Raw genomic sequence first — 23,896 nt, 5'->3', positions numbered from 1 at the left:
CACAGGTGACAATATTAATAATTGAAATGAATCTTTATGCATTGATGCGCCTGACTCGCCGCACCTTTCATCAGATTGTCGATAGCGCTCGCCACCACCAGGTAGCCATTGAGGGGGTCGTACTTCCATCCCAGCAGGCAGTTAGGGGTATGCACCACGTCGTCAACCTTAGGAAATTGATTATGGTACACATTCACCAGAGGCGCCGACTCATACACCTCATAGGCCTTGGCAATATCGGCTTCGCTCACCCCGGGCTTCATCTGCACGGTAATGGTCGCCAGAATGCCACGCTTAAAGTTGCCCAGGTGAGGAGTGAAGATCACCTGCTGCCCCAGCTGAGTCGCGATCTCAGGTTGATGTCTATGACCCAGCACGCCGTAGGGCGTCAGGCTCACCTCGCAGAAGCTGGTGTGCAGCTGCGCCTTTCTGCCGGCCCCGGTCACACCACTGACGGCGTTGATCACCGGCAGGCTGTCTGTCATCAGATCTTTCAGGGGTTTCAGGGCCGTCAGTGAAGCCGTGGGATAACAGCCAGGCACGGCAATCATCTTGCTCGCGGCAATCGCCTCGGCGTTCCACTCCGCCAGGCCATAGACAGCCTCGGCCAACACCTCTGGGTAGATATGCTCGAAACCATACCATTTGGGATACTGCTCGCTATCGGAAAAACGGTAGGCGCCGGAGAGGTCGAACACCGCCAGACCCGCCTGATAGAACCAGGCCGCCAGGTGCAGGCTCACACCATGATCGGTCGCCAACACCACGGCATCGGCCTCATCGACTATGGTCTGCTTGGCCTGCTCGGTCAGTGGCGCCAGACTAAGATCGATATGGCTGTAAACCGGATACAAACTAGCCAGAGTTTTGCCTTTATCTAGACTGTTTTCAGAGACATAGAGGCCTTGAATCTTAAGCTGATCATCGGCCTGGATCAGTGAAGTAACCTGAGCACCTGTGTAACCACTGGCGCCAATTATCGCTATGCTTTTCATACTTTATGACTTCTATATTGTGTTAACGGTAAAAAAGAGAGGGGCACTGCTTAAGCCCTGGTATAGATACCAATATGACAAGATTATCGTCGCAGGAAGTGATTACAGCTAACCTTATATGCAAAAAGTAAGAAGAAATTGTTCATTTTTTATCTCTAAGTTAAGCCTTTAATAATGGCGCTCGTTTTAGCTGTTTGATAGACTAACACAACAAACTAATTATGCAATAATATTGAATAGATATTTTTAAATAAAATTGGTGATTTGAGTCAAATGATGAAAACCTTTCCCGATATCAAGCAATCTTTCCGCGAGCTGATCGCTATGCCGTCCATCAGCGCCCTCGAAGCCGAACTCGACATGAGCAACCAAGGCGTGGTGACCCTGCTGAGCCAGTGGCTCACCGATCTGGGCTTCGACTGCCAGATGCAGGCCGTCCCCGACACACGAGGTAAACACAACCTGCTGGCAAAGATCGGCCAGGGGCGCGGTGGACTGCTGCTGGCGGGACATACAGATACGGTTCCCTTCGACGAGGGACGCTGGAGTCAGGATCCCTTTACCCTGACCGAGAAGGATAATCGCTGGTATGGGCTAGGCAGCTGCGATATGAAGGGCTTCTTCGCCCTGATTATAGAGGCGGTGCGCCAGATGCCGACCCAAGACTTCGTGCGGCCGCTCTACATACTCGCCAGCGCCGATGAAGAGACCACAATGAATGGCGCCAAAGCCTTCGCCAAGTCTAAGGCCATCGCCCCCGAATACGCTTTGATCGGCGAGCCCACCGGCCTTAAGCCTGTCTACATGCATAAGGGACACCTGGCCCAGGGCATCCGCATCACGGGGCGCAGCGGTCACTCTTCGGATCCGGCCAAGGGGCTCAACGCCATAGAGATCATGCATCAGGTGATAGGCCAACTCCTCAAGCTGAAGCAACACCTGGCGGAGCACTACCGCGAAGAGGCCTTCAGCGTGCCCTATCCCACCATGAACTTTGGCCATATTCACGGCGGCGACGCCGCCAACCGCATCTGCGGCTGCTGCGATCTGCACCTGGATATCCGCCCACTGCCGGGCCTGCCGTTAGAGGTCTTGGAGCAACTACTGACCCAATACCTGGCCGAACTGAGCCAGCGCTATCCAGGGTCCATCAGCATAAGCCAGCTCTATCCCGGTTCTCAGCCCTTCGCGGGACAGGCGGATGCTCAATGGTCACAGCTGGTCGCACAACTGTCGAATCAGGCCCCCGAGGTGGTCAACTATGCCACCGAGGCCCCCTATATTCAGCAGCTGGGCTGTCAAACCTTGGTCTGGGGACCGGGCAGCATAGAGCAGGCACATCAGCCAGATGAGTACCTGAACACCGCCTACATCAACAAAACCGTCGACTTGCTAAAACAGCTGATTTACCACGCCTGCATAAAGGCGCCATAAAAAATTCATGCAAGGTGATATAGAACACATAAGCATACGATATGAAGATATGCCGTATTGACCTAAACCTGATAGCCTAGGTATGGTGATTGATTAACTCGTGGGTATGGAGCATTTATGACAGATATGTACGCGTCGCTGCGATCCAATGTGGGCACATTAGGCCAAATATTAGGCGATACTATTCGCACACACATGGACGAGCCCTTTTTAGATAAGATTGAACAGATCAGACACCTGGCCAAGAGCTCACGCCAAGGCAACGATACCGCCAGGGAACAGATGCTTACCCTACTGGCCGCCTTACCCGACGAAGAGTTGGTACCATTTGCCAAGGCCTTCAACCAGTTTCTCAACCTGGCCAATATCGCCGAGCAGTTCCATACCATCAGCCGCAACTGTGACGAGCTGGTCTGCGTGCCCGATCCTGTGGATCAACTCCTGGGGCGCATGCTAAATGGGCGCATCGACCAAGATAAGATGCTCGAGTGTCTACAGACACTGGATATCGACCTTGTGCTTACGGCGCACCCGACCGAGATCTCCCGTCGCACCCTGATCCAGAAATACTCCGCCGTGGTCGATTGTCTCGCCACCATGGAGAACCCGCAGCTCACCGAGCGCGAGAAGAAACAGAATCACCTCAGACTCAGACAGCTTATCGCCCAGATCTGGCACACCAACGAGATACGCCACGAGCGCCCAACACCGGTGGACGAAGCCCGCTGGGGACTAAGCACCATAGAGGCGTCACTCTGGCAAGCCATTCCCGATTTTCTGCGCCAGCTCAACGAACAGGTCGAAGAGCGCACCGGTAAGCAGCTGCCCAGCGACATAGCGCCCATTCGCTTCTCCAGCTGGATGGGCGGCGATCGCGACGGCAACCCCTTCGTCACCGCCAAAGTCACCCAGGAAGTATTGGATCGCAACCGCCACACCGCGGCGCGCCTCTATCTCAAAGATGTGGTCTTGCTGGTCAACGAACTATCGATGGAGGAGGCCAATGAGGAACTTTTGGCCCTCACAGACAACAGCCATGAACCTTACCGCGTGGTGCTGCGGGAGCTAAGACAGAAACTGCGCGACACCATAGATTACCTAAATGCCCGCCTCGAGGGGCATTCACCCGAGGTGGATCTCGATAGCCTTATCTGGCATGAGGACGATCTTAAACAGCCCTTGACCCTGCTCTATCGCAGCCTGACCGAATCGGGTATGAGCCTGATCGCCAATGGCCTACTGCTGGATATGCTGCGTCGTCTGGCCTGCTTTGGCATCCATATGTTGCGCCTGGATATCCGCCAGGATGCCCAGCGCCATAGCGACGTCATCGCCGAGCTGACCCGTTATCTGGGCCTTGGCGACTTCGACCACTGGGACGAACATGAGAAGCAGGCCTTCCTGCTGCGGGAACTGAGTGGCAAACGCCCGCTGATCCCCCATAACTGGGAACCGAGTGCCGAAGTTGCCGAGGTGATCAGCACGGTCAGGTTGATCGCCAGCCAGTCGCCTAAGGCCCTGGGCTCCTATGTCATCTCCATGGCCAGTCAACCGTCGGACGTGTTGACTGTGCTCCTGCTATTGAAAGAGGCAGGGTGCCAGCACCCGATGCGAGTGGTGCCACTGTTCGAGACCTTAGAGGACCTCAACAACGCCGCCAGCTGTATCTCGGCGCTATTCGCCATCGACTGGTACCGCGGCTACTGCAAGGGCAGCCAGGAGGTGATGATAGGCTACTCAGACTCGGCCAAAGATGCCGGCGTGATGGCGGCCGCCTGGGCACAATACAGTGCGCAGGAAAAACTGGTTAAGGTCTGTAACCAGGCAGACATCAAGCTCACCCTGTTCCACGGTCGTGGCGGCACCATAGGCCGTGGCGGCGGACCAGCCCACAAGGCGATCCTGTCGCAGCCACCCGGTTCGGTAGATGGCCGCATCAGGGTAACGGAACAAGGCGAGATGATCCGCTTCAAGTTCGGCCTGCCTAAGCTGGCAGTGCAGAGCCTGGCGCTATATACCTCGGCCGTGATGGAGGCCACCCTGTTGCCGCCACCAGAACCTAAGCCAGAGTGGCGCGAGGCGATGGAACGACTCGCCAGTGACTCGGTCACCGCCTATCGCGCCATAGTGCGTGAGGAGCCAGATTTCGTCGCCTACTTCCGCGCGGCAACTCCAGAAGTCGAGCTCGGTAAGCTACCACTGGGTAGCCGCCCCGCGAAACGTCGGGTGGATGGTGGTATCGAGAGCCTGCGTGCGATCCCCTGGATCTTCGCCTGGTCGCAGAACCGCTTGATGCTCCCCGCATGGCTAGGCGCCGGCGAGGCGCTGCAACAGGCAGCCGACCGCGGCGAACTCGCCCTGCTAAGGGAGATGGAGCAGAAGTGGCCCTTCTTCGAGACACGCATCTCCATGCTAGAGATGGTCTACGCCAAGGCCGAGCCTAACCTGGCGAAGTACTATGAGACCTGCCTGGTGCCGCAAGAGCTACATCATCTCGGCGAAGCCCTACGTAGCCGTATGGCAACAGGCATTAAGGTGGTCTTGGAGCTGACCCAGTCCGACGCCTTGATGTCGCATACCCCATGGAATCGTGAATCGGTAGAGCTGCGCAACCCCTATATCGACCCGCTCAACTTCCTCCAGGCCGAGCTCCTGGCGCGTACCCGTAAGGAGCAGGCAGGATCAAGCAATGTCGAACTGGCACTGATGCTCACCATCGCTGGCGTGGCGGCGGGCATGAGAAACACGGGTTAATGAGAAGCCTAGCCCTAATAGGCGTGCTGATGCTGAGTTTGACTGCATGTGTCAGTCAATACAGCATCAGCGAGCGCCAGCTCACCAACTACCTGAACGACGAGATGCATTTCGAGGTCAAAGAGGGCAATCGCTTCTTTGGCATAGAGATGAAGATCAATGATGTGAAGGTCAAACTTGGCCACAAGGCCGACACCATGGCGATCACGGCGAGCAGCCTGATCAAGGTGGCCAACCCGCTAATGCCGCTCAATGCCACCATGACGGCCGAGTTTGAAGCCAAGCCTTGGTATGATGCCGACCAGCACAGCCTCTATCTTAAGGACCTTACCCTGGTCAGCCTGAGCTCTAACCCAAAGGATCTCGAGCAGGCCATAGGCCAGGTGAGTCCTCAGATCATGGGTTTCATGACCCACTTCCTCGAGACCCAGCCCGTGTATGTGCTCGATACACAAGAGGGTAATCAGGCGCTTGTCGCCGAGATGACCAAACGTATCCAGGTCGTTCCGGGCAAGATTAACCTTATCTTTAAAGATTAACCTCGCCACATAATCAACTCTATTTAAGGCGCCATTATGCTTGGCGCCTTATCTAGTCTATCTTGCGAATCGCGGATAAGAGGAATAGTCCACCAGAACGGGAGACTCCTGCAGCTCACGCCTTAGCATATCCAAGGCAACAGCCGTGCTCAGCTGCCGCACCAGCTCGCGGGAACGCGCCGGGAACTTAAGCATCTGGCTATAGACACCTTGCCGAGTCGCCAGGGCGATCGCCACAGTGCCAACCGGCTTTGCCTCACTGCCACCATCGGGCCCGGCAATGCCACTGGTCGCCAGCGCATAATCGCTGTCCAGCAGGCTTCTTGCCCCCTTGGCCATCTCCTCAACCGTGGCGATAGAGACCGCCCCATGGTCATCCAGAGTCGCAGGTTTAACCCCTAACACGCGCACCTTAGACTCGTTGCTATAGGTCACCAGCCCCTGGTCCAGGTAATTGGAGCTGCCGGCAAAGGCTACCAGGTTGTTGGCAATCATGCCGCCGGTACAGGACTCGGCAATACTCAAATGCTTACCCGAAGCCAGCAGCCCGTTATGAATCACCTGTGCCAGCGAGGTAACGTTGTGGCCGACGACCGCATCGCCCAGACGATCGAGCACCTCAGCCTTGACCCTGTCTAATTCGCCTATGGCTGCTTTCCCTCGGGCAAACAACTTAATCTCGATATAGGGCATGAAGGAGCGATAGCCCAAGGTCATGCCATCCGGTAAAGTCATACCCTCTAGCTTATCGGCCAGTGCCGATTCCCCCTGACCTATGGTCAGCAGCTTCTGCACCTCGACTTCGACATGGCTATCGGCGATCTGCTCCACAAAAGGAATGAACTGCTCTGTCACCATCTTCTTAAACTCGAAAGGCACACCGGGAGTAAAGAAGAGCCAGGCACGATTGAGCTTTACTCGAAATCCGCAGGCCGTGCCCACAGGGTTGTCCACCATGATGGCCGACGCAGGTAACATCGCCTGTTTCAGATTGCTCTCTGGCATGTGTCGACCGTTACGGGTAAACCACTCTTGAATACGCTCCCGCCACAGGGTGCACTCGACCAGGGGCTCACCCTTGGCAATGGCCATCGCCTCGGAAGACATATCATCGCTGGTCGGGCCGAGTCCGCCATTGACCAGGATGACATCGGCGTGCTCGCTACGCTGACGAAACACCTCGACCAGATCGTCCAATCTATCGCCTACCGTGATCCGCTGCTGCATCTCTATGCCATGATCCATCAAGGCATTTGCCGCCCATGCCGCATTGGTATCGACTATCTGTCCGGATAACACCTCTTCACCGGTGCAGATCATTTCTATTTTCATATCCATCCCTTGAGACTAAGCCATTCACTTGGCCATAAGGTAGGTAAGGCCGCGTGGAATAGCAATAGACAAACTGGCGGCTCGCTCGATATTCATGCTACTGGGCGTTATGAGGTGTTTACAGATTCTTTAGTTCTAAGCAAAAGCGAACCCATTTCTAAATGCAAACTAGACTCAATAAACAATTAACCCAACTCGGCAATAGGTAGAATGATTATTTATAAACTCGCAGCCATGGGCCTATTAGCGCTCAGCTCCTTGTCGCTGAACGCGGCTACGGATATGTTTCTCAAGATAGATGGCGTCGATGGCGAGAGCCTGGACGCGCAGCACCGCAACGAGATCGATGTACTCGCCTGGTCTTGGGGAGCAAGCAGCGATATGCGACGCACCTGCATTCAAGATATCAGTGTGACCAAGTATGTGGATAGCGCCTCACCCCAGCTCCTCATGAACCAAATGAGCCACATGCAATACCCTAGAGCGACACTGACGGTGCGCAAGGCGGGTGGAACGCCTCTTGAGTATATAGTGATCGAATTACGCGACGTATGGGTCTCCAGCCTGTCTACCGGCGGCTCAGGCGGCGAAGATCGCCTCACCGAGAACATCACCCTAAACTTTGAAGAGCTCAAATACCAATACACGCCACAAAAGGCAGATGGCAGCGGTGGGCCAGCGATCTCGGCCACCATCACAAGCGAGAAATGCAGATAGGCGATGAGAGACTGTATTCCTATGGCTTAGTGCATGAAGATTTTGAAGAAACAGAAACGAAAAAAGCCCTAGCATTGCTGCTAGGGCTTTCATCTTAATGTTGGCGGAGCGGACGGGACTCGAACCCGCGACCCCCGGCGTGACAGGCCGGTATTCTAACCAACTGAACTACCGCTCCTTTAGTAACACGCTTACGCGGGATACTAAATTAGGCGCCTGGAAATGACCTACTCTCACATGGGGAGACCCCACACTACCATCGGCGCGATTGCGTTTCACTTCTGAGTTCGGGATGGGATCAGGTGGGACCACAATGCTATGGTTTCCAGACAAAATTGGAAATTCGGAAAGCTGTACTCTTTATTCAAGAGTCAATTAGAGTTCGCACTTCAATCAAGTACTTCGTATTCTTTTGATTCGGTAAACCATTACTTACTTTGCAGTAAAACCCTTTTGGGTTGTATGGTTAAGCCTCACGAGTCATTAGTACAGGTTAGCTCAACGCCTCACAACGCTTACACACCCTGCCTATCAACGTCCTAGTCTCGGACGGCTCTTTAGAGACCTTAAAGGTCTAGGGATGACTCATCTTAGGGCTCGCTTCCCGCTTAGATGCTTTCAGCGGTTATCGATTCCGAACGTAGCTACCGGGCAATGCCATTGGCATGACAACCCGAACACCAGCGGTTCGTCCACTCCGGTCCTCTCGTACTAGGAGCAGCTCCCTTCAATCATCCAACGCCCACGGCAGATAGGGACCGAACTGTCTCACGACGTTCTGAACCCAGCTCGCGTACCACTTTAAATGGCGAACAGCCATACCCTTGGGACCGACTTCAGCCCCAGGATGTGATGAGCCGACATCGAGGTGCCAAACACCGCCGTCGATATGAACTCTTGGGCGGTATCAGCCTGTTATCCCCGGAGTACCTTTTATCCGTTGAGCGATGGCCCTTCCATTCAGAACCACCGGATCACTATGACCTGCTTTCGCACCTGCTCGACGTGTATGTCTCGCAGTTAAGCTGGCTTATGCCATTGCACTAACCGTACGATGTCCGACCGTACTTAGCCAACCTTCGTGCTCCTCCGTTACTCTTTGGGAGGAGACCGCCCCAGTCAAACTACCCACCAGGCACTGTCCTCAACCCCGATTCAGGGGCCAGAGTTAGAACATCAACACTACAAGGGTGGTATTTCAAGGATGACTCCACGAGAACTGGCGTTCCCGCTTCAAAGTCTCCCACCTATCCTACACATGTAGGGTCAATGTTCAGTGCCAAGCTATAGTAAAGGTTCACGGGGTCTTTCCGTCTAGCCGCGGGTATACGGCATCTTCACCGCAATTTCAACTTCACTGAGTCTCGGCTGGAGACAGCGTGGCCATCATTACGCCATTCGTGCAGGTCGGAACTTACCCGACAAGGAATTTCGCTACCTTAGGACCGTTATAGTTACGGCCGCCGTTTACCGGGGCTTCGATCATGAGCTTCTCCGAAGATAACCCAATCAATTAACCTTCCGGCACCGGGCAGGCGTCACACCGTATACGTCATCTTGCGATTTTGCACAGTGCTGTGTTTTTGATAAACAGTTGCAGCCACCTGGTATCTGCGACTCCCGTCAGCTTAGAGAGCAAGTCTCATCACCAACAGGAGCGTACCTTCTCCCGAAGTTACGGTACCATTTTGCCTAGTTCCTTCAGCCGAGTTCTCTCAAGCGCCTTGGTATTCTCTACCCGACCACCTGTGTCGGTTTGGGGTACGATTCCTGCTAACCTGAAGCTTAGAAGATTTTCCTGGAAGCATGGCATCAACTACTTCATCACCGTAGTGACTCGTCATCAACTCTCAGTATTAGGTACCCGGATTTGCCTAAGTACCCTACCTACAGCCTTAAACGCGGACAACCAACGCCGCGCTAGCCTAGCCTTCTCCGTCTCTCCATCGCAGTTAGCAGAAGTACGGGAATATTAACCCGTTTCCCATCGACTACGCCTTTCGGCCTCGCCTTAGGGGTCGACTCACCCTGCCCCGATTAACGTTGGACAGGAACCCTTGGTCTTTCGGCGAGGAGGTTTTTCACCCCCTTTATCGTTACTCATGTCAGCATTCGCACTTCTGATACCTCCAGCGTGGGTTACCCCTTCACCTTCAACGGCTTACAGAACGCTCCTCTACCGCACTAGCGCAAGCGCTAGTACCCATAGCTTCGGTGTATTGCTTAGCCCCGTTATATCTTCCGCGCAGGCCGACTCGACTAGTGAGCTATTACGCTTTCTTTAAATGATGGCTGCTTCTAAGCCAACATCCTAGCTGTCTAAGCCTTCCCACATCGTTTCCCACTTAGCAATAACTTTGGGACCTTAGCTGATGGTCTGGGTTGTTTCCCTTTTCACGACGGACGTTAGCACCCGCCGTGTGTCTCCCGAGTAGTACTCATTGGTATTCGGAGTTTGCAAAGGGTTGGTAAGTCGGGATGACCCCCTAGCCTTAACAGTGCTCTACCCCCAATGGTATTCGCTCGAGGCGCTACCTAAATAGCTTTCGAGGAGAACCAGATATCTCCCGGTTTGATTGGCCTTTCACCCCCAGCCACAAGTCATCACCGCATTTTTCAACATACGTGTGTTCGGTCCTCCAGTTGATGTTACTCAACCTTCAACCTGCCCATGGCTAGATCACCGGGTTTCGGGTCTACACCTTGCAACTAAACGCGCAGTTAACACTCGGTTTCCCTACGGCTCCGCTATTCGCTTAACCTCGCTACAAAATGTAAGTCGCTGACCCATTATACAAAAGGTACGCAGTCACGGTCTCAAGAACCGCTCCCACTGCTTGTACGTATACGGTTTCAGGTTCTATTTCACTCCCCTCACAGGGGTTCTTTTCGCCTTTCCCTCACGGTACTGGTTCACTATCGGTCAGTCAGGAGTATTTAGCCTTGGAGGATGGTCCCCCCATATTCGAACAAGATATCACGTGTCCCGTCCTACTCGTTTTCACCTAAAGTTAGTTTTCATGTACGGGGCTATCACCCTGTATCGCTGTGCTTTCCAACACATTCCACTAACACCCTCTAGGCTTAAGGGCTAATCCCCGTTCGCTCGCCGCTACTAGGGGAATCTCGGTTGATTTCTTTTCCTAAGGGTACTTAGATGTTTCAGTTCCCCTCGTTCGCCTCACTAAGCTATGTATTCACTTAGTGATGACACCTTATGGTGCCGGGTTTCCCCATTCGGACATCGTTAGCTCAAATGCTTGTTACTAGCTCGCCAACGCTTTTCGCAAGTTACTACGTCCTTCATCGCCTCTGACTGCCAAGGCATCCACCGTATACGCTTAGTCACTTAACCATACAACCCAAATGAGTTTCATCTGAGCTGCATCGCAACTAACGGTTTCTACTTTCGCCAAAAGAATACTCAAGTCACTTGATTAAAGTGTGTTTTGAGAACTCAATTATTTTTCGCAATAATCTTTCGATTATTACTATCAGCTTTCCAAATTTTTAAAGAACAAGCATCGTCGCTCGGACGTGCCACTCGCTCTAACAAGAACAAGTTATCTGTGTGAACACTCAACAAATATCAGTCAATCGTATAGGTAAGGAGGTGATCCAGCCCCAGGTTCCCCTAGGGCTACCTTGTTACGACTTCACCCCAGTCATGAACCACACCGTGGTAAACGCCCTCCCGAAGGTTAAGCTATCTACTTCTGGTGCAGCCCACTCCCATGGTGTGACGGGCGGTGTGTACAAGGCCCGGGAACGTATTCACCGTGGCATTCTGATCCACGATTACTAGCGATTCCGACTTCATGGAGTCGAGTTGCAGACTCCAATCCGGACTACGACCGGCTTTGTGAGATTAGCTCCACCTCGCGGCTTCGCAACCCTCTGTACCGACCATTGTAGCACGTGTGTAGCCCTACTCGTAAGGGCCATGATGACTTGACGTCGTCCCCACCTTCCTCCGGTTTATCACCGGCAGTCTCCCTAAAGTTCCCGGCATTACCCGCTGGCAAGTAAGGATAAGGGTTGCGCTCGTTGCGGGACTTAACCCAACATTTCACAACACGAGCTGACGACAGCCATGCAGCACCTGTCTCAGAGTTCCCGAAGGCACCAATCCATCTCTGGAAAGTTCTCTGGATGTCAAGAGTAGGTAAGGTTCTTCGCGTTGCATCGAATTAAACCACATGCTCCACCGCTTGTGCGGGCCCCCGTCAATTCATTTGAGTTTTAACCTTGCGGCCGTACTCCCCAGGCGGTCTACTTAATGCGTTAGCTTGAGAACCCAGTGTTCAAGACACCAAATTCCGAGTAGACATCGTTTACGGCGTGGACTACCAGGGTATCTAATCCTGTTTGCTCCCCACGCTTTCGTACCTGAGCGTCAGTCTTTGTCCAGGGGGCCGCCTTCGCCACCGGTATTCCTTCAGATCTCTACGCATTTCACCGCTACACCTGAAATTCTACCCCCCTCTACAAGACTCTAGTTGACCAGTTCGAAATGCAGTTCCCAGGTTAAGCCCGGGGCTTTCACATCTCGCTTAATCAACCGCCTGCGTACGCTTTACGCCCAGTAATTCCGATTAACGCTTGCACCCCTCGTATTACCGCGGCTGCTGGCACGAAGTTAGCCGGTGCTTCTTCTGCGAGTAACGTCACAGCTAACGGGTATTAACCGTTAACCTTTCCTCCTCGCTGAAAGTGCTTTACAACCCGAAGGCCTTCTTCACACACGCGGCATGGCTGCATCAGGCTTGCGCCCATTGTGCAATATTCCCCACTGCTGCCTCCCGTAGGAGTCTGGGCCGTGTCTCAGTCCCAGTGTGGCTGATCATCCTCTCAGAACAGCTAGGGATCGTCGCCTAGGTGAGCCATTACCTCACCTACTAGCTAATCCCACCTAGGTACATCCAATCGCAGAAGGTCCGAAGATCCCCTCTTTTCCCCCGTAGGGCGTATGCGGTATTAGCAGTCGTTTCCAACTGTTATCCCCCTCGACTGGGCAGTTCCCTAGGCATTACTCACCCGTCCGCCGCTCGTCAGCAAAGTAGCAAGCTACTTTCTGTTACCGCTCGACTTGCATGTGTTAGGCCTGCCGCCAGCGTTCAATCTGAGCCATGATCAAACTCTTCAATTAAAAGTTTTTTTGCTTCACTCTTTATTCAAAAGGAAGCGACTCAATGAATTCTGATTCACATAAATGACTCGGAAGAATCATCTATATGTTGTACATATTGCTATGAACACTCATCGTTGCATTGAGATTTAAATCGTTTTCGATTAACTCAATACCTGTGAGTGTCCACACAGATTTCTTGTTTTATCTTGTTAAAGAACGTTTGCCTCATACTGGACTCCAGCGGGCTAGGGCTGCGTATTCTACGCTTCTCCCTGTCGGCGTCAAGCGCTTTTTTCAAAAGATTTTTAAGTGGTTAATTACTGTGCTTTCGCGTTGTAACTACCGGCTTAAAAACTCGAACCGCTTATCGCCTTGACTCAACATTCGTTACCTACTCACTTGGTAAGTAGCGCCGTTTGCCGTGTCAGTGGGAGCGCATTATAGGGAGCCAAATCTTTTGCGCAAGGGCTTTTTACAAAAAAAAAGATCGCATGCCGATCTTTTAGGCAACTGCGATCTTTTTCGTATGATTTACGGCCGATATTGCCGTGTTTTACTGCTTTTGAGTCTCTGACGCGATAAAGCTCTCGATCAGTTTCACCGCTTTCTCATCATCCCAGTCGACAAACGTTCTGACGAAGGCAATCAATTCACCCTGCTGATTGAGAATAAAGGTCGCCGGTATCGTATCTAGGGGGAAGACCTGACCCAGCTGCTGCTGTGGATCATAGTAAGTCTCGAACTTATCCATCCCCAACGAGGCCAGGAAGGGTTCAACCTTCTCCTTGCCATTCATATCGATCGATATCGGTAGGACACGAAACTGTCTAGGATCGAATTTGCCTTTGAAGCGATCTATAGCCGGCAGCTCACGCACACAGGGGGGGCACCAGGTGGCCCACATGTTGACCATCACTACCTGTCCGCGATACTGACTGAAGTCAATCGACTTACCCTGGGCATCCGTAAAGGGCACAGGATATATCGGATAGGCTTTTGGCAACACGTTGATCAGATCGACACTCGACTGCACCTCACCGCCTTGCTTCTTCTGCATGCCGGGATAGGCTTGCACGCTGGCGGCATATCCGCCTAAGGCGAGAGCCGCCGACAGCAGCGCCGTGGCTAACTTTGAGTTCATTTATCGTCTCGCTTGAGCAGTCTATCCAACTCGGCTTGCTCCTCGGCGCTGATCTCCTGTTCGACGGCATTGCTGATACGCTGCTGTCTAACGAAGATAAAGCCGATCACTAAGCCCACCAGCAATAGCGCGATTGGCCCTAGCCATAGGATGTAAGTCTTGGCTTCCATGCGTGGCTTATAGAGGACGAACTCGCCGTAACGACTGGTCATGAACTCGATAATCTCTTCGTCGCCCTTACCGGCATCGACCATTTGATAGACTTCGAGTCGCAGATCTTGCGCCACAGGTGAATTGGAATCGATCAGGTTCTGGTTTTGACACTGAGGACAACGCAGCGAGTGAGCCAATTCGAGGGCTCGTTTCTGGTTATCTACCGACTTAAACTCATAGGTATCCACTGGGGTCGCCATCGCGGCGCCCACCAGCGAGAAAGATAACAGTATTGCGGTAATAAACCCGACTAAGGTCTTCATTAAGATGCTCCCTCAGCTTTAGCCTGTGCCTGTAACTCTTGAATCATGGGATAGAGTGTCTCATTCCAGACACGCATATCGATAGGACCGGCATAACGGAAGCGGATGATACCGTTGTGATCCACCAGATAGCTCTCGGGCGCACCGTACACCCCAAGATCCAGACCTAAACGCCCGTCATGGTCATAGATATTCTTAGTGTAAGGATCGCCTTCGCGGCTCAGCTCACGGATCGCCATGGCACGCTCATCGCGATAGTTGATACCATAGATAGGCAAGATGTTCTGTCTTGCCAAACGCATCAGATAGGGATGCTCATACTTACATGAAGGACACCAGGTGGCCCACACGTTCAGCAGTGAGACCTGCCCCTTGATGCTGTCATTAGTAATGATCTCATTGGCATCTTCAAGCTTTTGCAGTTGGAAAGCCGGTATCGGCTTTCCTTCTAATGCAGAGTCCAGCTGCTGCGGATTCAGGAAGAGTCCCTTATAGAGGAACACTCCCATCACCAAAAACAGAATCAAAGGAATAAATAATACTAGCCTTTTCTTCATACTTGCCCCAATTCAAGTTATGCGGTTGCTAATTTTGCTTGTTTGGCTTTCTCGCCGTCGGTTTCGGTCGCCTTGGCTCTGCGGTAACGCTTATCAGACGCGGCGAACAGACCACCTACCATCATGAAGATGCTACCGAACCATAACCAGCGCACGAATGGCTTGTAGTTCAGACGCACGGCAAACTCGGTGCGGCTGATAGGATCGCCCATGGTGATATAGAGATCGCGGAACAGTCCCCAATCGATACCCGCCTCTGTCATGTCCATGGTACGTACGTTGTACTGACGACGATCTGGCTTAAGCAGAGTGATGAACTCACCGTCTTTGGTCACTTCGACCTGACCCTGCTGGGCGGTATAGTTAGGACCAACGACATTTTTGGTCTCGATGTAGTGGAAGCTATAGCCCGCCAGCTCCTGGGTGATACCAGGGCCCATGCGAACACTCTTCTCGATAGAGTAGTTAGACACCATAGTCGCGCCGACCACAGAGACGGCGATACCTAAGTGAGCGATAATCATACCCAGCTGGCTGCGCCCCATACGCGCCAGGCTCAGGCCATCTTTAGACTGCATGATGTCGTAGGCGGCGCGCAGTGTCGCAAATGTTACCCAAGCGGCCAGGCCGATACCGAACATCACCCAAGCATTAAACTTGCCGTCCACCAGGAAAGGCGTCACTACACCGATAACCGCAGAGACGATGGCAGGCACCAGCAGCTTGGCCTTGAGTTCACCGGCCTTGGCGCGCTTCCAGCGGATGCTAGGGCCAATACCCATGAAGGCAAACAGCACGAGTGCGATAGGTACGAATACCGCGTTGAAGTATGGTGGGCCTACAGAGATCTTACCCATGTTGAGGGCATCGATCAGCAGTGGGTAGAGTGTACCCAGCAGTACGGTACCACAAGCCACAGTAAGCAGGATGTTACCTACCAGCAGCATGGTTTCTTTCGACATCAGCTCGAAACGCGCAGGGCTCTTCATGTCGCTTGCGCGGAAGGCAAACAGCGTCAGTGAGCCGCCGATGGCGAGACCCAGCAACAAGAGAATGAACATACCACGGCTAGGATCCGCCGCGAATGAGTGCACCGAGGTCAGTACGCCTGAACGCACGATGAAGGTGCCAAGCAGACTCAGAGAGAATGCAAAGATAGAGAGGAGTACCGTCCAGTTACGGAAGGTTGCACGCTTCTCGGTCACGATCACTGAGTGCAGCAGAGCTGTACCGATCAGCCAAGGCATGAATGACGCGTTTTCGACGGGATCCCAGAACCACCAGCCGCCCCAGCCTAGCTCGTAATATGCCCACCAAGAACCGAGCGAGATACCGCCGGTCAGGAAGATCCACGCAGCCAGGGTCCAAGGACGGCTCCAACGTGCCCAGGCAGAATCGAGACGTCCGCCCATGAGCGCGGCGATGGCGAAGGCAAAGCTCACCGAGAAGCCAACATAACCCAGGTACAGCATAGGAGGGTGGAAGATGAGTCCCACGTCCTGCAGCATAGGGTTAAGGTCGCGTCCCTCCATAGGAATCGGGAACAGGCGCTCAAATGGGCTAGAAGTCAGCAGCATGAAGAGACAGAAGCCTATTACTATCATCGCCAAAATGGCGAGTACGCGAGCGGTGAAGACCTCTTCTAACCCCTTACTGAAGAAGGCAACCGATGCCGTCCAGACAGACAGGGCAAACACCCAGAAGAGTAATGAACCTTCGTGACCCCCCCATACCGCGGCGATCTTGAAGAAGATCGGCAGCTGAGAGTTTGAGTGGTGTGCAACATAGGCTACAGAGAAATCGTCGACGGCAAAGCTATAACCCAGGACGATCACGGAGAGAGCGATAAAGAAAAACATGCCGTAACTCAACGGCCAGGCATAACGCACCAGATATTGATCTTTGCGAGCAACACCGATTAAGGGGACGCTGGCCAATAGAAAGGCGAATGCCAATCCTATTATCAACGAAAAGTGTCCTAATTCAGGGATCATGGGGTTTCCTCAGTCCTATATGAGAACCAGTTGAAGCATTAGCTTCACCTAATTCACCAGAGTTTGCAATTCACACTACTCAAGGTACAAAATTTGAGTCATTTTAGTATTTGCTATTGTATCTGTCTGCCTCTTTCGCACAATTCTGGGTGACCTGTCTCATTCTTGCGAACAGAAACGCAGGGTTACAATTGTTATAAACTGGCAGATTTTATGCTCTGACCCTTGTTTGAAACTTAAGTTTCAGCCAATTTTTGAAAATAGAATCGAACTGTGAACCAGTGCAAAAGTATCAGTATTTAACGACTGGAAACCCTTATATTACTGTTCAATGAATAATCTTTCCGTATAATCTGATCCCTATATCGCGCGGCATTCCCGCATTCCTGCAACTAATGTGAAAAAGAAATAATGACCACACTCTGGATTTTTATTGCGCTTTTTGTATTAGTCAGCCTAGTGCTGATTTGGTTTCCACACTTCCGCCAGCAAAAGATGCTGCAGGCCGAAGAAGCCGGTGTGCGTAAGGCCACCAACCTCGAACTTTTTAACAATCGCCTGGCGACCCTAGAGAAGGAACTTGAGGATGAGCTGCTGGATCAAGATGAGTTTAACGCGCTAAAGAAAGAACTCGAGATCAGCCTGCTACAGGACATGAAGCAAGGCGAAGATGAATCTCTGGTCGGTCAGATCAAGCCTAAGAGCCTACTCTGGCCAACCCTGATGTCTGTAGTGGTACTAGGTGTTTCTGGCTACTTCTATGCCAACCTAGGTGCCTATGCCAACCTAGACAAGGCGGTTCCCGACAATCCACACGCAGGAATGGATGCCGCTCAGATCATGACCCAGCGCATTCAGATGATGGAATCACAGCTGCAAGCCGAGCCGGAAAACAGCCAGCTGCTGTTTAGCCTTGGCCATGCCTACATCAGCGCCAACCGTTATGATGATGCGGTAAAAGCATTCGACAAGGCGATGGAGCTAGTGGGTACCCACGCCGAGCTGCTTGGTCCTAAGGCCACAGCCATGTACTACAAGGCCAACCAAAGAATCACTCCTGCGGTACAGGCCATTATCGACCAGTCATTGGCATTAGATCCTGAAGATCCTTCTACCCTGCTGCTTGTGGGTATGGACGCCTTCTTCAGCGCCCAATATAAGAAGGCGATCGATGCCTGGCAGATCATTCTCGACAGCGACAGAAGCGATGTGGATCGCAGCGCCATCATCAATGCCATCGAGAGCGCCAAGATGAGAATGCAAGCCGAGACCGGCGAGATGCCTAACGATGCGACTCATCAGCAGGCCAAGGCCACTACCGGTAAGACAGTAACCATAGATGTGTCTATCGCACCCGAGCTGCTAGAGAATGTCAGCGGTAGCGATATGCTGTTTATCTTTGCCCGCAACACCCAAGGCCCTAAGGTGCCACTCGCGGCGACTAAGGTATCGGCGAAATCTCTGCCTGTCTCTATCACCTTAGATGACAGCACTGGCATGGGCGGCGATATCAAGCTGAGCGACGCCAAACAGGTTGAAGTGATCGCCGTGCTCTCTAAGCATGGTTCGGTTAAGGCGCAGCCTGGCGATCTACAGGGCCGTCTGGAAACCATGGATGTGGGATCAACCGCTAAGCTGGTGATTGATACTCTGGTTCAGTAATCTCGGTCCAATATTACCGATTCAATAAATCAGGTTCCGTATCGCACAGAAAAGCCGGCATTAGCCGGCTTTTTTATTGCTCACCTATCATGATCGCGAGAGCCTCTTTATTAAAAACTACTTAGCGATAGGCATAAAAAAACCGACCATAAGGTCGGCTTTTTTCAACGAAGTCAAATTACTTAGACATGAACTCGATAGCGTTCTTGTAATCTTCGTCGGTACAATCTGTGCACATACCACCTGGTGGCATAGCGTTCAGACCAGTCTTAACACTACCTAGTAGTGCGTCTAGGCCTTTCGCTAAACGAGGCTCCCATGCAGCTGCATCATGAGCTTTAGGGGCACCGGCGACACCCATACTGTGGCATACATGGCATGCCTTGTTATATACAGCTTCACCTTCTTGTGCAAAAGTGTTTGCAGACAAGGTCAATGCAGCCACTGCAGACAATGCTAACAGTTTTTTCATGTTCAATGTTCCTAATGCAAATATTAACAGAGCTCTATGCCACCCTAAACTGGGGCAGACTTATTCTATAGCGGCCCTAGGATACATCAAACTTCAACAAATCTCACCTTTTTGTGATTAATATCAGAATTTGATGGTTCAACATGTTATAGGTGCCCGAGTTACCTGATACATTAGCAATTGTTGAAAAAGTTCAATCTCAATGACGAAAAGGTTTTACTTTTTGGAAGCATATCAAATTGCTGACACTAATCAGATAGCAAGACTAAACCCCTCAAGGGGATTATGTTAATATCGCTTATGTTTACATCAGGCTTGAGATAGAGGGTTCAGTGGTAGAAGAAAAAACAGCAACAACACTGGTATCAGCCGATAACTTGACTTGTATCCGCGAAGAGCGAATTCTCTTCGACGAGCTGAGCTTTGATATCCAAGCGGGTGAGATCGTTCAAATCGAAGGCCCTAATGGCGCGGGTAAAACCAGCCTGCTGAGGATCCTCGCCGGCCTGTCACGTCCCTATGCGGGCGAAGCCAAGTACAAGGGTACTGACATTACTCGCTGCCGCGACGAATACAATGACGACCTTTTGTATCTCGGCCACCTTGCAGGTGTAAAAAGCGAGTTAACCGCCGAAGAGAATCTTAACTTCAATTTAAGAATCAGCGGGTATGATGATTTCGAAACCAACCAGATCCTCGCTAAGGTAAACCTGTCTGGCTTCGAAGAGGCTTTGGCCGGCCACCTGTCGGCGGGTCAACATCGTCGTACCGCCCTAGCCCGACTCTGGCATACCAACTGTAAGGTCTGGCTATTGGACGAACCATTTACTGCAATCGATAAGAAAGGCGTCGAAGAATTGGAACACCTGTTTTTACAACATGCTCAAAGCGGCGGTTGTGTCATCATGACCACCCACCAGGATATGAGCATTATCGGTGACGATATTCTCCGTAAGATTCGCCTCGATTACCGCTTTATTTAAAGGTGCAGTGAATGAATAAAGGTATCAGTTTCACCCAAGCGTTTTTCACCCTACTTAGACGCGATCTTAAAATAGCGATTCGTCACAAGGGTGACATCTTCAATCCCTTACTGTTTTTTATCCTAGTGGTCACTCTCTTCCCGCTGGGCATTGGTCCCGAGCCGCAGGTACTGACTCGCGTAGCACCTGGGATCATCTGGGTAGCCGCCCTGCTGGCATCTATGTTGTCACTCGAGCGCCTGTTTAAGGCGGACTTCGTCGACGGCAGCCTAGAACAGATGCTACTTAGCCCACAGCCATTGTCACTCATGGTATTGGCAAAAGTGCTGGCCCACTGGATATTGACCGGCGTACCACTGATATTGGTTGCCCCGCTACTCGCCGTGCTGCTGCATCTTGAAGCCAACAGCTATGGCGCGCTAATGGCCACCCTGGCACTGGGCACGCCCGTACTCAGCCTGTTGGGCGCCATAGGTGTCGCGCTTACCGTCGGCTTGCGTAAGGGCGGCGTGCTACTGAGCCTGTTGATCCTACCGCTTTACATACCGGTACTAATTTTTGCAACCAGCGCCATCGATGCCGCTGGTCTAAATCTACCCTACAGCGGCCATCTCGCTATCATAGGCGCTATGCTGGTCGGTTCGTTAATATTGGCACCTTTTGCAATTGGTGCCTCATTAAGAGTGAGTACTAACTAATATGTGGAAATGGCTACATTCTTACGCAGACCCTCAAAAAGCCTATAACCTCTCAGGCAGGCTATTGCCTTGGTTTGCGACGCTTGCAATCGCGTTTATTGGTGTGGGTTCTATCTGGGGTCTGTTGTTTGCGCCGGTAGATTACCAGCAGGGTGACAGTTACCGCATTATCTTCATCCACGTACCTGCGGCTTCTATGTCGATGTCGGCCTACATGGCGATGGCGACCTCGGCCTTTATCGGCCTGGTATGGCAGATTAAGTCTGCCGACTGGGCGGCAGCGGCCATCGCGCCTATCGGTGCGGTCGTTACCTTTATCGCCCTCATCACAGGTGCTGCCTGGGGCAAGCCTATGTGGGGCACCTGGTGGGTGTGGGATGCTCGCCTGACATCAGAACTAGTGTTGCTGTTCCTCTACCTGGGTGTGATCTCTCTGTACGCCTCTTTCGAAGATAAAGTTCTCGCCGCACGCGCCGCCGGTATTCTGGCCATCGTTGGCGTGATCAACATTCCTATCATCAAGTACTCAGTAGAATGGTGGAACTCACTGCACCAGCCTGCCACCATCAAGATCACCGAAAAATCATCCATGGCACCAGAGATGTTATATCCACTGCTGATCAACATCTTCGGTTTCGGCCTGATGATAGGCGCTATCACGCTTATTCGTTTCAGAGCCGAGATCCTTGCCAGAAACGGTATGCGTCCCTGGGTCAGGGAACTCGCGCAAGCTGAAGGAGTCAAATAATGCAGTTCGATTCATTAGCAGATTTTTTTAACATGGGTGGCTACGCCTTTTATGTGTGGCTATCTTACGGCATAACCGCCTTCGCACTAGGAACCTTAATCGTGGTGAGCCTGCGCCAAAAGCGCAAGATCCTCACCGAGATATCCAAGAAGATGCAACGCGAAGAACGCCTCAAAGCCAACCGGAGTAAAGAACAGTGAACGCCAGACGTAAGAAAAGACTCGCCTTAGCAACCGCCCTGATTGGTGGCGTAGCCGCCATCGCGTCCTTGCTACTTTATGCGCTCAATTCGAACTTGAACCTTTTCTATACCCCAACAGAGATCGTTCACGGTAAGAAAGACACAGGCGTTAAGCCAGAAATCGGTCAACGTATTCGTGTCGGTGGCATGGTTACTGTGGGTTCACTGGTACGCGATCCAGAGAGCCTACACGTTGAGTTTGCCGTACATGACGCCGCCGGTGGCGAAGTTATGGTGACCTATGACGATCTATTACCCGACCTCTTCCGTGAGGGACAAGGTATCGTCGCCCAGGGCGTACTGATCGAAGGTGGTAAGCTGGAAGCGACCGAAGTATTGGCCAAGCATGACGAAAACTACATGCCGCCAGAAGTTGCCGAGGCCATGGGCCAGACCCACGAGAAACTCGAATACGACTCTACACAGAAATCCGGTTACTAGACCGCATATTCTTAGCGTAAAAACCTAAAGGCCTCATTTGAGGCCTTTTTTATTGCCTGTGCACAACTTAGGAGCAAGATCGACTATAACTATGTAAAAGACTTTGGGGTGAAAGCTTTAAGGGAAATCCATCCATGCGCATACTTGCCTGCCTCCTACTGCTCTGGGCCAGCCTTCCGGCATCGGGTGCCAGGCTGATGTTCATTCACAGCTATCATGAGGGCTACCCCTGGGTACGAGACTATCGCCAGGCGATATTGGAAAACCTTAGCGAGCCCACCAAGATGACGGAGATCTATCTCGACTCCAAGCGTCTCCCCCGTGATGCCTATGTCAAACGCGCTGACGACGCCTGGGAAGCCGTTAAACGCGACAAGCCAGACATCATCATACTCGCCGACGACAACGCCATCTCACTACTGAGCGAGCGCATCGCGACCACCAAGACCCCAGTGGTGTTTCTCGGCCTCAATACTAATCCCAGAGATCATGGCCTGCCGACCTATCGGCAATTTACCGGCATACTCGAGCGGCCGCTGTTCAAGCGTTCCCTACTCTTGGTCGACTGCCTACTGCCTGGGAAAGAGACCAAGAAGCTTTTGATCCTTTCTGACAATAGCGCGACCTCCCGCGCGGCCTTCAGCCCGATCAGCGCCGACTTTAAGCCCATACAGATAGGCAAGCTGACCATTGCCTTCACCCTGACCAATTCGGCCAAGGAGTGGCAACAGGCAGTGATCGATGCCAAGAAGGCAGGCTACCAGGGGATTTTTACCGGGCTCTATCACACACTAACCAAAGATGGTGGCGACTATATGGACCCGAGTGCGATGATCACTTGGACGGCAGACCATGCCCCAGTACCCCATTTCGGTTTCTGGGACTTTACCGTGGGTAGACATGCCAACCCAGGCGGCTATGTGCTGAACGGCTACGAGCACGGCCTGCTGGCTGCAAAGCTGGTCAATCGACTGTTAGCCGGCGAGCAGGCCAGCAATTTAGGCTATGTTAGTGACAGCAAGGGCGCATTTCGATTCAGCCTGTCTGGCGTGGCCAAATGGCATCTGTCGATCCCTAAGGAGATCGCCGAGAAGGCAGATTGGGTAGAATAGATTTGAAGCAATAAAAAAGCCGGGCAATGCCCGGCTTTTTACAATGAACTTAAGTGTTACTCAGCAGCTTCTTCAACAGCTTCAGCAGCTTCTGGACGACCTACTAGTTCGATATACGCCATAGGCGCCTTATCACCAGTACGAAGACCGCACTTAAGGATACGGGTGTATCCACCAGGACGTTCCTGGTAGCGTGGACCCAATTCATTAAATAACTTACCTACGACTTCAGCGTCGCGAGTACGTGCAAATGCCAAACGACGGTTTGCAACACTGTCACTCTTAGCAAGTGTTATTAGAGGTTCAACTACGCGACGCAATTCTTTCGCTTTAGCTACAGTAGTCTTGATCACTTCGTGACGGACTAAAGAGCTTGCCATGTTACGGAACATAGCTTGACGATGACTGCTGTTACGGTTTAGTTGACGACCACTCTTACGATGGCGCATGACCTAATCCTTATTACCTA

General features: G+C 52.2%; 19 protein-coding genes, 1 tRNA gene and 3 rRNA genes. 11 read left to right on the top strand and 12 right to left on the bottom strand.

Going from position 1 to position 23,896, the window contains the following annotated elements:
* Nucleotides 1-14 precede the first annotated feature (14 nt).
* Nucleotides 15-995 (bottom strand): N-acetyl-gamma-glutamyl-phosphate reductase, encoded by a 981-nt coding sequence (gene argC, locus K0I31_RS01070; RefSeq protein ID WP_220079611.1) that lies wholly within the window; start codon nt 993-995, stop codon nt 15-17.
* Nucleotides 996-1,271: 276 nt separating this feature from the next.
* On the opposite strand from argC, the gene argE reads away from it, so the two are divergent.
* The 3 genes from argE to K0I31_RS01055 all read left to right on the top strand — a co-directional run bounded on the left by argE (nt 1,272) and on the right by K0I31_RS01055 (nt 5,722).
* A complete protein-coding gene (gene argE, locus K0I31_RS01065) occupies nt 1,272-2,429 on the top strand; it encodes an acetylornithine deacetylase (RefSeq protein ID WP_220080751.1) in 1,158 nt (385 codons plus the stop codon).
* Between the two features lie 117 nt (nt 2,430-2,546).
* Nucleotides 2,547-5,183 carry a phosphoenolpyruvate carboxylase gene (ppc, locus tag K0I31_RS01060; RefSeq protein ID WP_220079610.1) on the top strand — a complete coding sequence of 879 codons (2,637 nt, stop codon included), beginning with the start codon at nt 2,547-2,549 and terminating at the stop codon, nt 5,181-5,183.
* Complete coding sequence (locus K0I31_RS01055) at nt 5,183-5,722, top strand: YceB family lipoprotein (protein WP_011864006.1); 540 nt, start codon at nt 5,183-5,185, stop codon at nt 5,720-5,722. Before ppc ends, K0I31_RS01055 begins: the two co-directional genes overlap by 1 nt.
* Nucleotides 5,723-5,779: 57 nt before the next feature.
* Here the strand turns inward: K0I31_RS01055 and K0I31_RS01050 are convergent, their stop codons facing one another.
* Nucleotides 5,780-7,054 (bottom strand): CinA family nicotinamide mononucleotide deamidase-related protein, encoded by a 1,275-nt coding sequence (locus K0I31_RS01050; RefSeq protein ID WP_220079609.1) that lies wholly within the window; start codon nt 7,052-7,054, stop codon nt 5,780-5,782.
* A gap of 210 nt (nt 7,055-7,264) precedes the next feature.
* On the opposite strand from K0I31_RS01050, the gene K0I31_RS01045 reads away from it, so the two are divergent.
* On the top strand, nt 7,265-7,771 hold the full coding sequence (locus K0I31_RS01045; protein WP_286670327.1) for an Hcp family type VI secretion system effector: 507 nt from the start codon (nt 7,265-7,267) through the stop codon (nt 7,769-7,771).
* Nucleotides 7,772-7,872: 101 nt separating this feature from the next.
* Here K0I31_RS01045 and K0I31_RS01040 read toward each other — a convergent pair.
* From K0I31_RS01040 to K0I31_RS01005, 8 genes are all read right to left on the bottom strand, one after another.
* Nucleotides 7,873-7,949: transfer RNA gene (locus K0I31_RS01040), tRNA-Asp, on the bottom strand.
* A gap of 36 nt (nt 7,950-7,985) precedes the next feature.
* A 5S ribosomal RNA gene (gene rrf, locus K0I31_RS01035) occupies nt 7,986-8,101 on the bottom strand.
* A 132-nt stretch (nt 8,102-8,233) separates the two neighbouring features.
* A 23S ribosomal RNA gene (locus K0I31_RS01030) occupies nt 8,234-11,126 on the bottom strand.
* Nucleotides 11,127-11,377: 251 nt separating this feature from the next.
* A 16S ribosomal RNA gene (locus tag K0I31_RS01025) occupies nt 11,378-12,920 on the bottom strand.
* Together the 16S, 23S and 5S rRNA genes with 1 tRNA gene alongside form the textbook arrangement of a ribosomal RNA operon.
* A 535-nt stretch (nt 12,921-13,455) precedes the next feature.
* Nucleotides 13,456-14,043: a TlpA disulfide reductase family protein gene (locus K0I31_RS01020; RefSeq protein ID WP_220079608.1), complete on the bottom strand. Its 588-nt coding sequence runs from the start codon at nt 14,041-14,043 to the stop codon at nt 13,456-13,458.
* Nucleotides 14,040-14,519, bottom strand: a complete 480-nt coding sequence (nrfF, locus tag K0I31_RS01015) for a heme lyase NrfEFG subunit NrfF (protein ID WP_011864002.1) — start codon at nt 14,517-14,519, stop codon at nt 14,040-14,042. The genes K0I31_RS01020 and nrfF overlap by 4 nt, the downstream gene beginning before the upstream one ends.
* Nucleotides 14,519-15,076: a DsbE family thiol:disulfide interchange protein gene (locus K0I31_RS01010; protein WP_220079607.1), complete on the bottom strand. Its 558-nt coding sequence runs from the start codon at nt 15,074-15,076 to the stop codon at nt 14,519-14,521. Before K0I31_RS01010 ends, nrfF begins: the two co-directional genes overlap by 1 nt.
* A 17-nt stretch (nt 15,077-15,093) precedes the next feature.
* Nucleotides 15,094-17,070, bottom strand: a complete 1,977-nt coding sequence (locus K0I31_RS01005) for a heme lyase CcmF/NrfE family subunit (RefSeq protein WP_220079606.1) — start codon at nt 17,068-17,070, stop codon at nt 15,094-15,096.
* Nucleotides 17,071-17,481: 411 nt separating this feature from the next.
* On the opposite strand from K0I31_RS01005, the gene ccmI reads away from it, so the two are divergent.
* Nucleotides 17,482-18,732 carry a c-type cytochrome biogenesis protein CcmI gene (ccmI, locus tag K0I31_RS01000; RefSeq protein ID WP_011863999.1) on the top strand — a complete coding sequence of 417 codons (1,251 nt, stop codon included), beginning with the start codon at nt 17,482-17,484 and terminating at the stop codon, nt 18,730-18,732.
* Nucleotides 18,733-18,910: 178 nt separating this feature from the next.
* Here ccmI and K0I31_RS00995 read toward each other — a convergent pair whose 3' ends face one another.
* Nucleotides 18,911-19,204: a c-type cytochrome gene (locus tag K0I31_RS00995; RefSeq protein WP_011863998.1), complete on the bottom strand. Its 294-nt coding sequence runs from the start codon at nt 19,202-19,204 to the stop codon at nt 18,911-18,913.
* Nucleotides 19,205-19,536: 332 nt separating this feature from the next.
* On the opposite strand from K0I31_RS00995, the gene ccmA reads away from it, so the two are divergent.
* The 6 genes from ccmA (at nt 19,537) to K0I31_RS00965 (ending at nt 23,427) form a co-directional block, all read left to right on the top strand.
* A complete protein-coding gene (gene ccmA, locus K0I31_RS00990; RefSeq protein ID WP_011863997.1) occupies nt 19,537-20,187 on the top strand; it encodes a cytochrome c biogenesis heme-transporting ATPase CcmA in 651 nt (216 codons plus the stop codon).
* 11 nt (nt 20,188-20,198) lie between these two features.
* Complete coding sequence (gene ccmB, locus K0I31_RS00985) at nt 20,199-20,885, top strand: heme exporter protein CcmB (protein WP_011863996.1); 687 nt, start codon at nt 20,199-20,201, stop codon at nt 20,883-20,885.
* A gap of 1 nt (nt 20,886) precedes the next feature.
* Entirely contained in the window at nt 20,887-21,633 is a 747-nt protein-coding gene (locus K0I31_RS00980; protein WP_011863995.1) for a heme ABC transporter permease, read from the top strand.
* On the top strand, nt 21,633-21,833 hold the full coding sequence (gene ccmD, locus K0I31_RS00975; protein ID WP_011863994.1) for a heme exporter protein CcmD: 201 nt from the start codon (nt 21,633-21,635) through the stop codon (nt 21,831-21,833). Before K0I31_RS00980 ends, ccmD begins: the two co-directional genes overlap by 1 nt.
* Nucleotides 21,830-22,315, top strand: a complete 486-nt coding sequence (gene ccmE / locus K0I31_RS00970) for a cytochrome c maturation protein CcmE (protein WP_220079605.1) — start codon at nt 21,830-21,832, stop codon at nt 22,313-22,315. Before ccmD ends, ccmE begins: the two co-directional genes overlap by 4 nt.
* 134 nt (nt 22,316-22,449) lie before the next feature.
* Nucleotides 22,450-23,427: an ABC transporter substrate-binding protein gene (locus K0I31_RS00965; protein WP_220079604.1), complete on the top strand. Its 978-nt coding sequence runs from the start codon at nt 22,450-22,452 to the stop codon at nt 23,425-23,427.
* Between the two features lie 56 nt (nt 23,428-23,483).
* Here the strand turns inward: K0I31_RS00965 and rplQ are convergent, their stop codons facing one another.
* Nucleotides 23,484-23,876 (bottom strand): 50S ribosomal protein L17, encoded by a 393-nt coding sequence (gene rplQ / locus K0I31_RS00960; RefSeq protein WP_011863991.1) that lies wholly within the window; start codon nt 23,874-23,876, stop codon nt 23,484-23,486.
* Nucleotides 23,877-23,896: the final 20 nt, after the last annotated feature.

Source organism: Shewanella spartinae, from assembly GCF_019457555.1.
Lineage (GTDB): Bacteria > Pseudomonadota > Gammaproteobacteria > Enterobacterales > Shewanellaceae > Shewanella > Shewanella loihica.
The sequence above is the reverse complement of the archived record's forward strand: the minus strand, read 5'-3'. Positions and strand labels throughout refer to the sequence as shown.

Excerpts from the sequence above, each read along its gene's own strand:
- K0I31_RS00995 (WP_011863998.1), bottom strand. The coding sequence starts at position 19,204 with ATGAAAAAACTGTTAGCATTGTCTGCAGTGGCTGCATTGACCTTGTCT.
- K0I31_RS00965 (WP_220079604.1), top strand. The coding sequence starts at position 22,450 with ATGCGCATACTTGCCTGCCTCCTACTGCTCTGGGCCAGCCTTCCGGCA.
- ccmI (WP_011863999.1), top strand. The coding sequence starts at position 17,482 with ATGACCACACTCTGGATTTTTATTGCGCTTTTTGTATTAGTCAGCCTA.
- argC (WP_220079611.1), bottom strand. The coding sequence starts at position 995 with ATGAAAAGCATAGCGATAATTGGCGCCAGTGGTTACACAGGTGCTCAG.
- K0I31_RS00980 (WP_011863995.1), top strand. The coding sequence starts at position 20,887 with ATGTGGAAATGGCTACATTCTTACGCAGACCCTCAAAAAGCCTATAAC.
- K0I31_RS01020 (WP_220079608.1), bottom strand. The coding sequence starts at position 14,043 with ATGAACTCAAAGTTAGCCACGGCGCTGCTGTCGGCGGCTCTCGCCTTA.
- ccmD (WP_011863994.1), top strand. The coding sequence starts at position 21,633 with ATGCAGTTCGATTCATTAGCAGATTTTTTTAACATGGGTGGCTACGCC.
- K0I31_RS01045 (WP_286670327.1), top strand. The coding sequence starts at position 7,265 with ATGATTATTTATAAACTCGCAGCCATGGGCCTATTAGCGCTCAGCTCC.
- K0I31_RS01050 (WP_220079609.1), bottom strand. The coding sequence starts at position 7,054 with ATGAAAATAGAAATGATCTGCACCGGTGAAGAGGTGTTATCCGGACAG.
- K0I31_RS01005 (WP_220079606.1), bottom strand. The coding sequence starts at position 17,070 with ATGATCCCTGAATTAGGACACTTTTCGTTGATAATAGGATTGGCATTC.
- ppc (WP_220079610.1), top strand. The coding sequence starts at position 2,547 with ATGACAGATATGTACGCGTCGCTGCGATCCAATGTGGGCACATTAGGC.
- argE (WP_220080751.1), top strand. The coding sequence starts at position 1,272 with ATGAAAACCTTTCCCGATATCAAGCAATCTTTCCGCGAGCTGATCGCT.
- nrfF (WP_011864002.1), bottom strand. The coding sequence starts at position 14,519 with ATGAAGACCTTAGTCGGGTTTATTACCGCAATACTGTTATCTTTCTCG.
- rplQ (WP_011863991.1), bottom strand. The coding sequence starts at position 23,876 with ATGCGCCATCGTAAGAGTGGTCGTCAACTAAACCGTAACAGCAGTCAT.
- K0I31_RS01055 (WP_011864006.1), top strand. The coding sequence starts at position 5,183 with ATGAGAAGCCTAGCCCTAATAGGCGTGCTGATGCTGAGTTTGACTGCA.
- K0I31_RS01010 (WP_220079607.1), bottom strand. The coding sequence starts at position 15,076 with ATGAAGAAAAGGCTAGTATTATTTATTCCTTTGATTCTGTTTTTGGTG.
- ccmB (WP_011863996.1), top strand. The coding sequence starts at position 20,199 with ATGAATAAAGGTATCAGTTTCACCCAAGCGTTTTTCACCCTACTTAGA.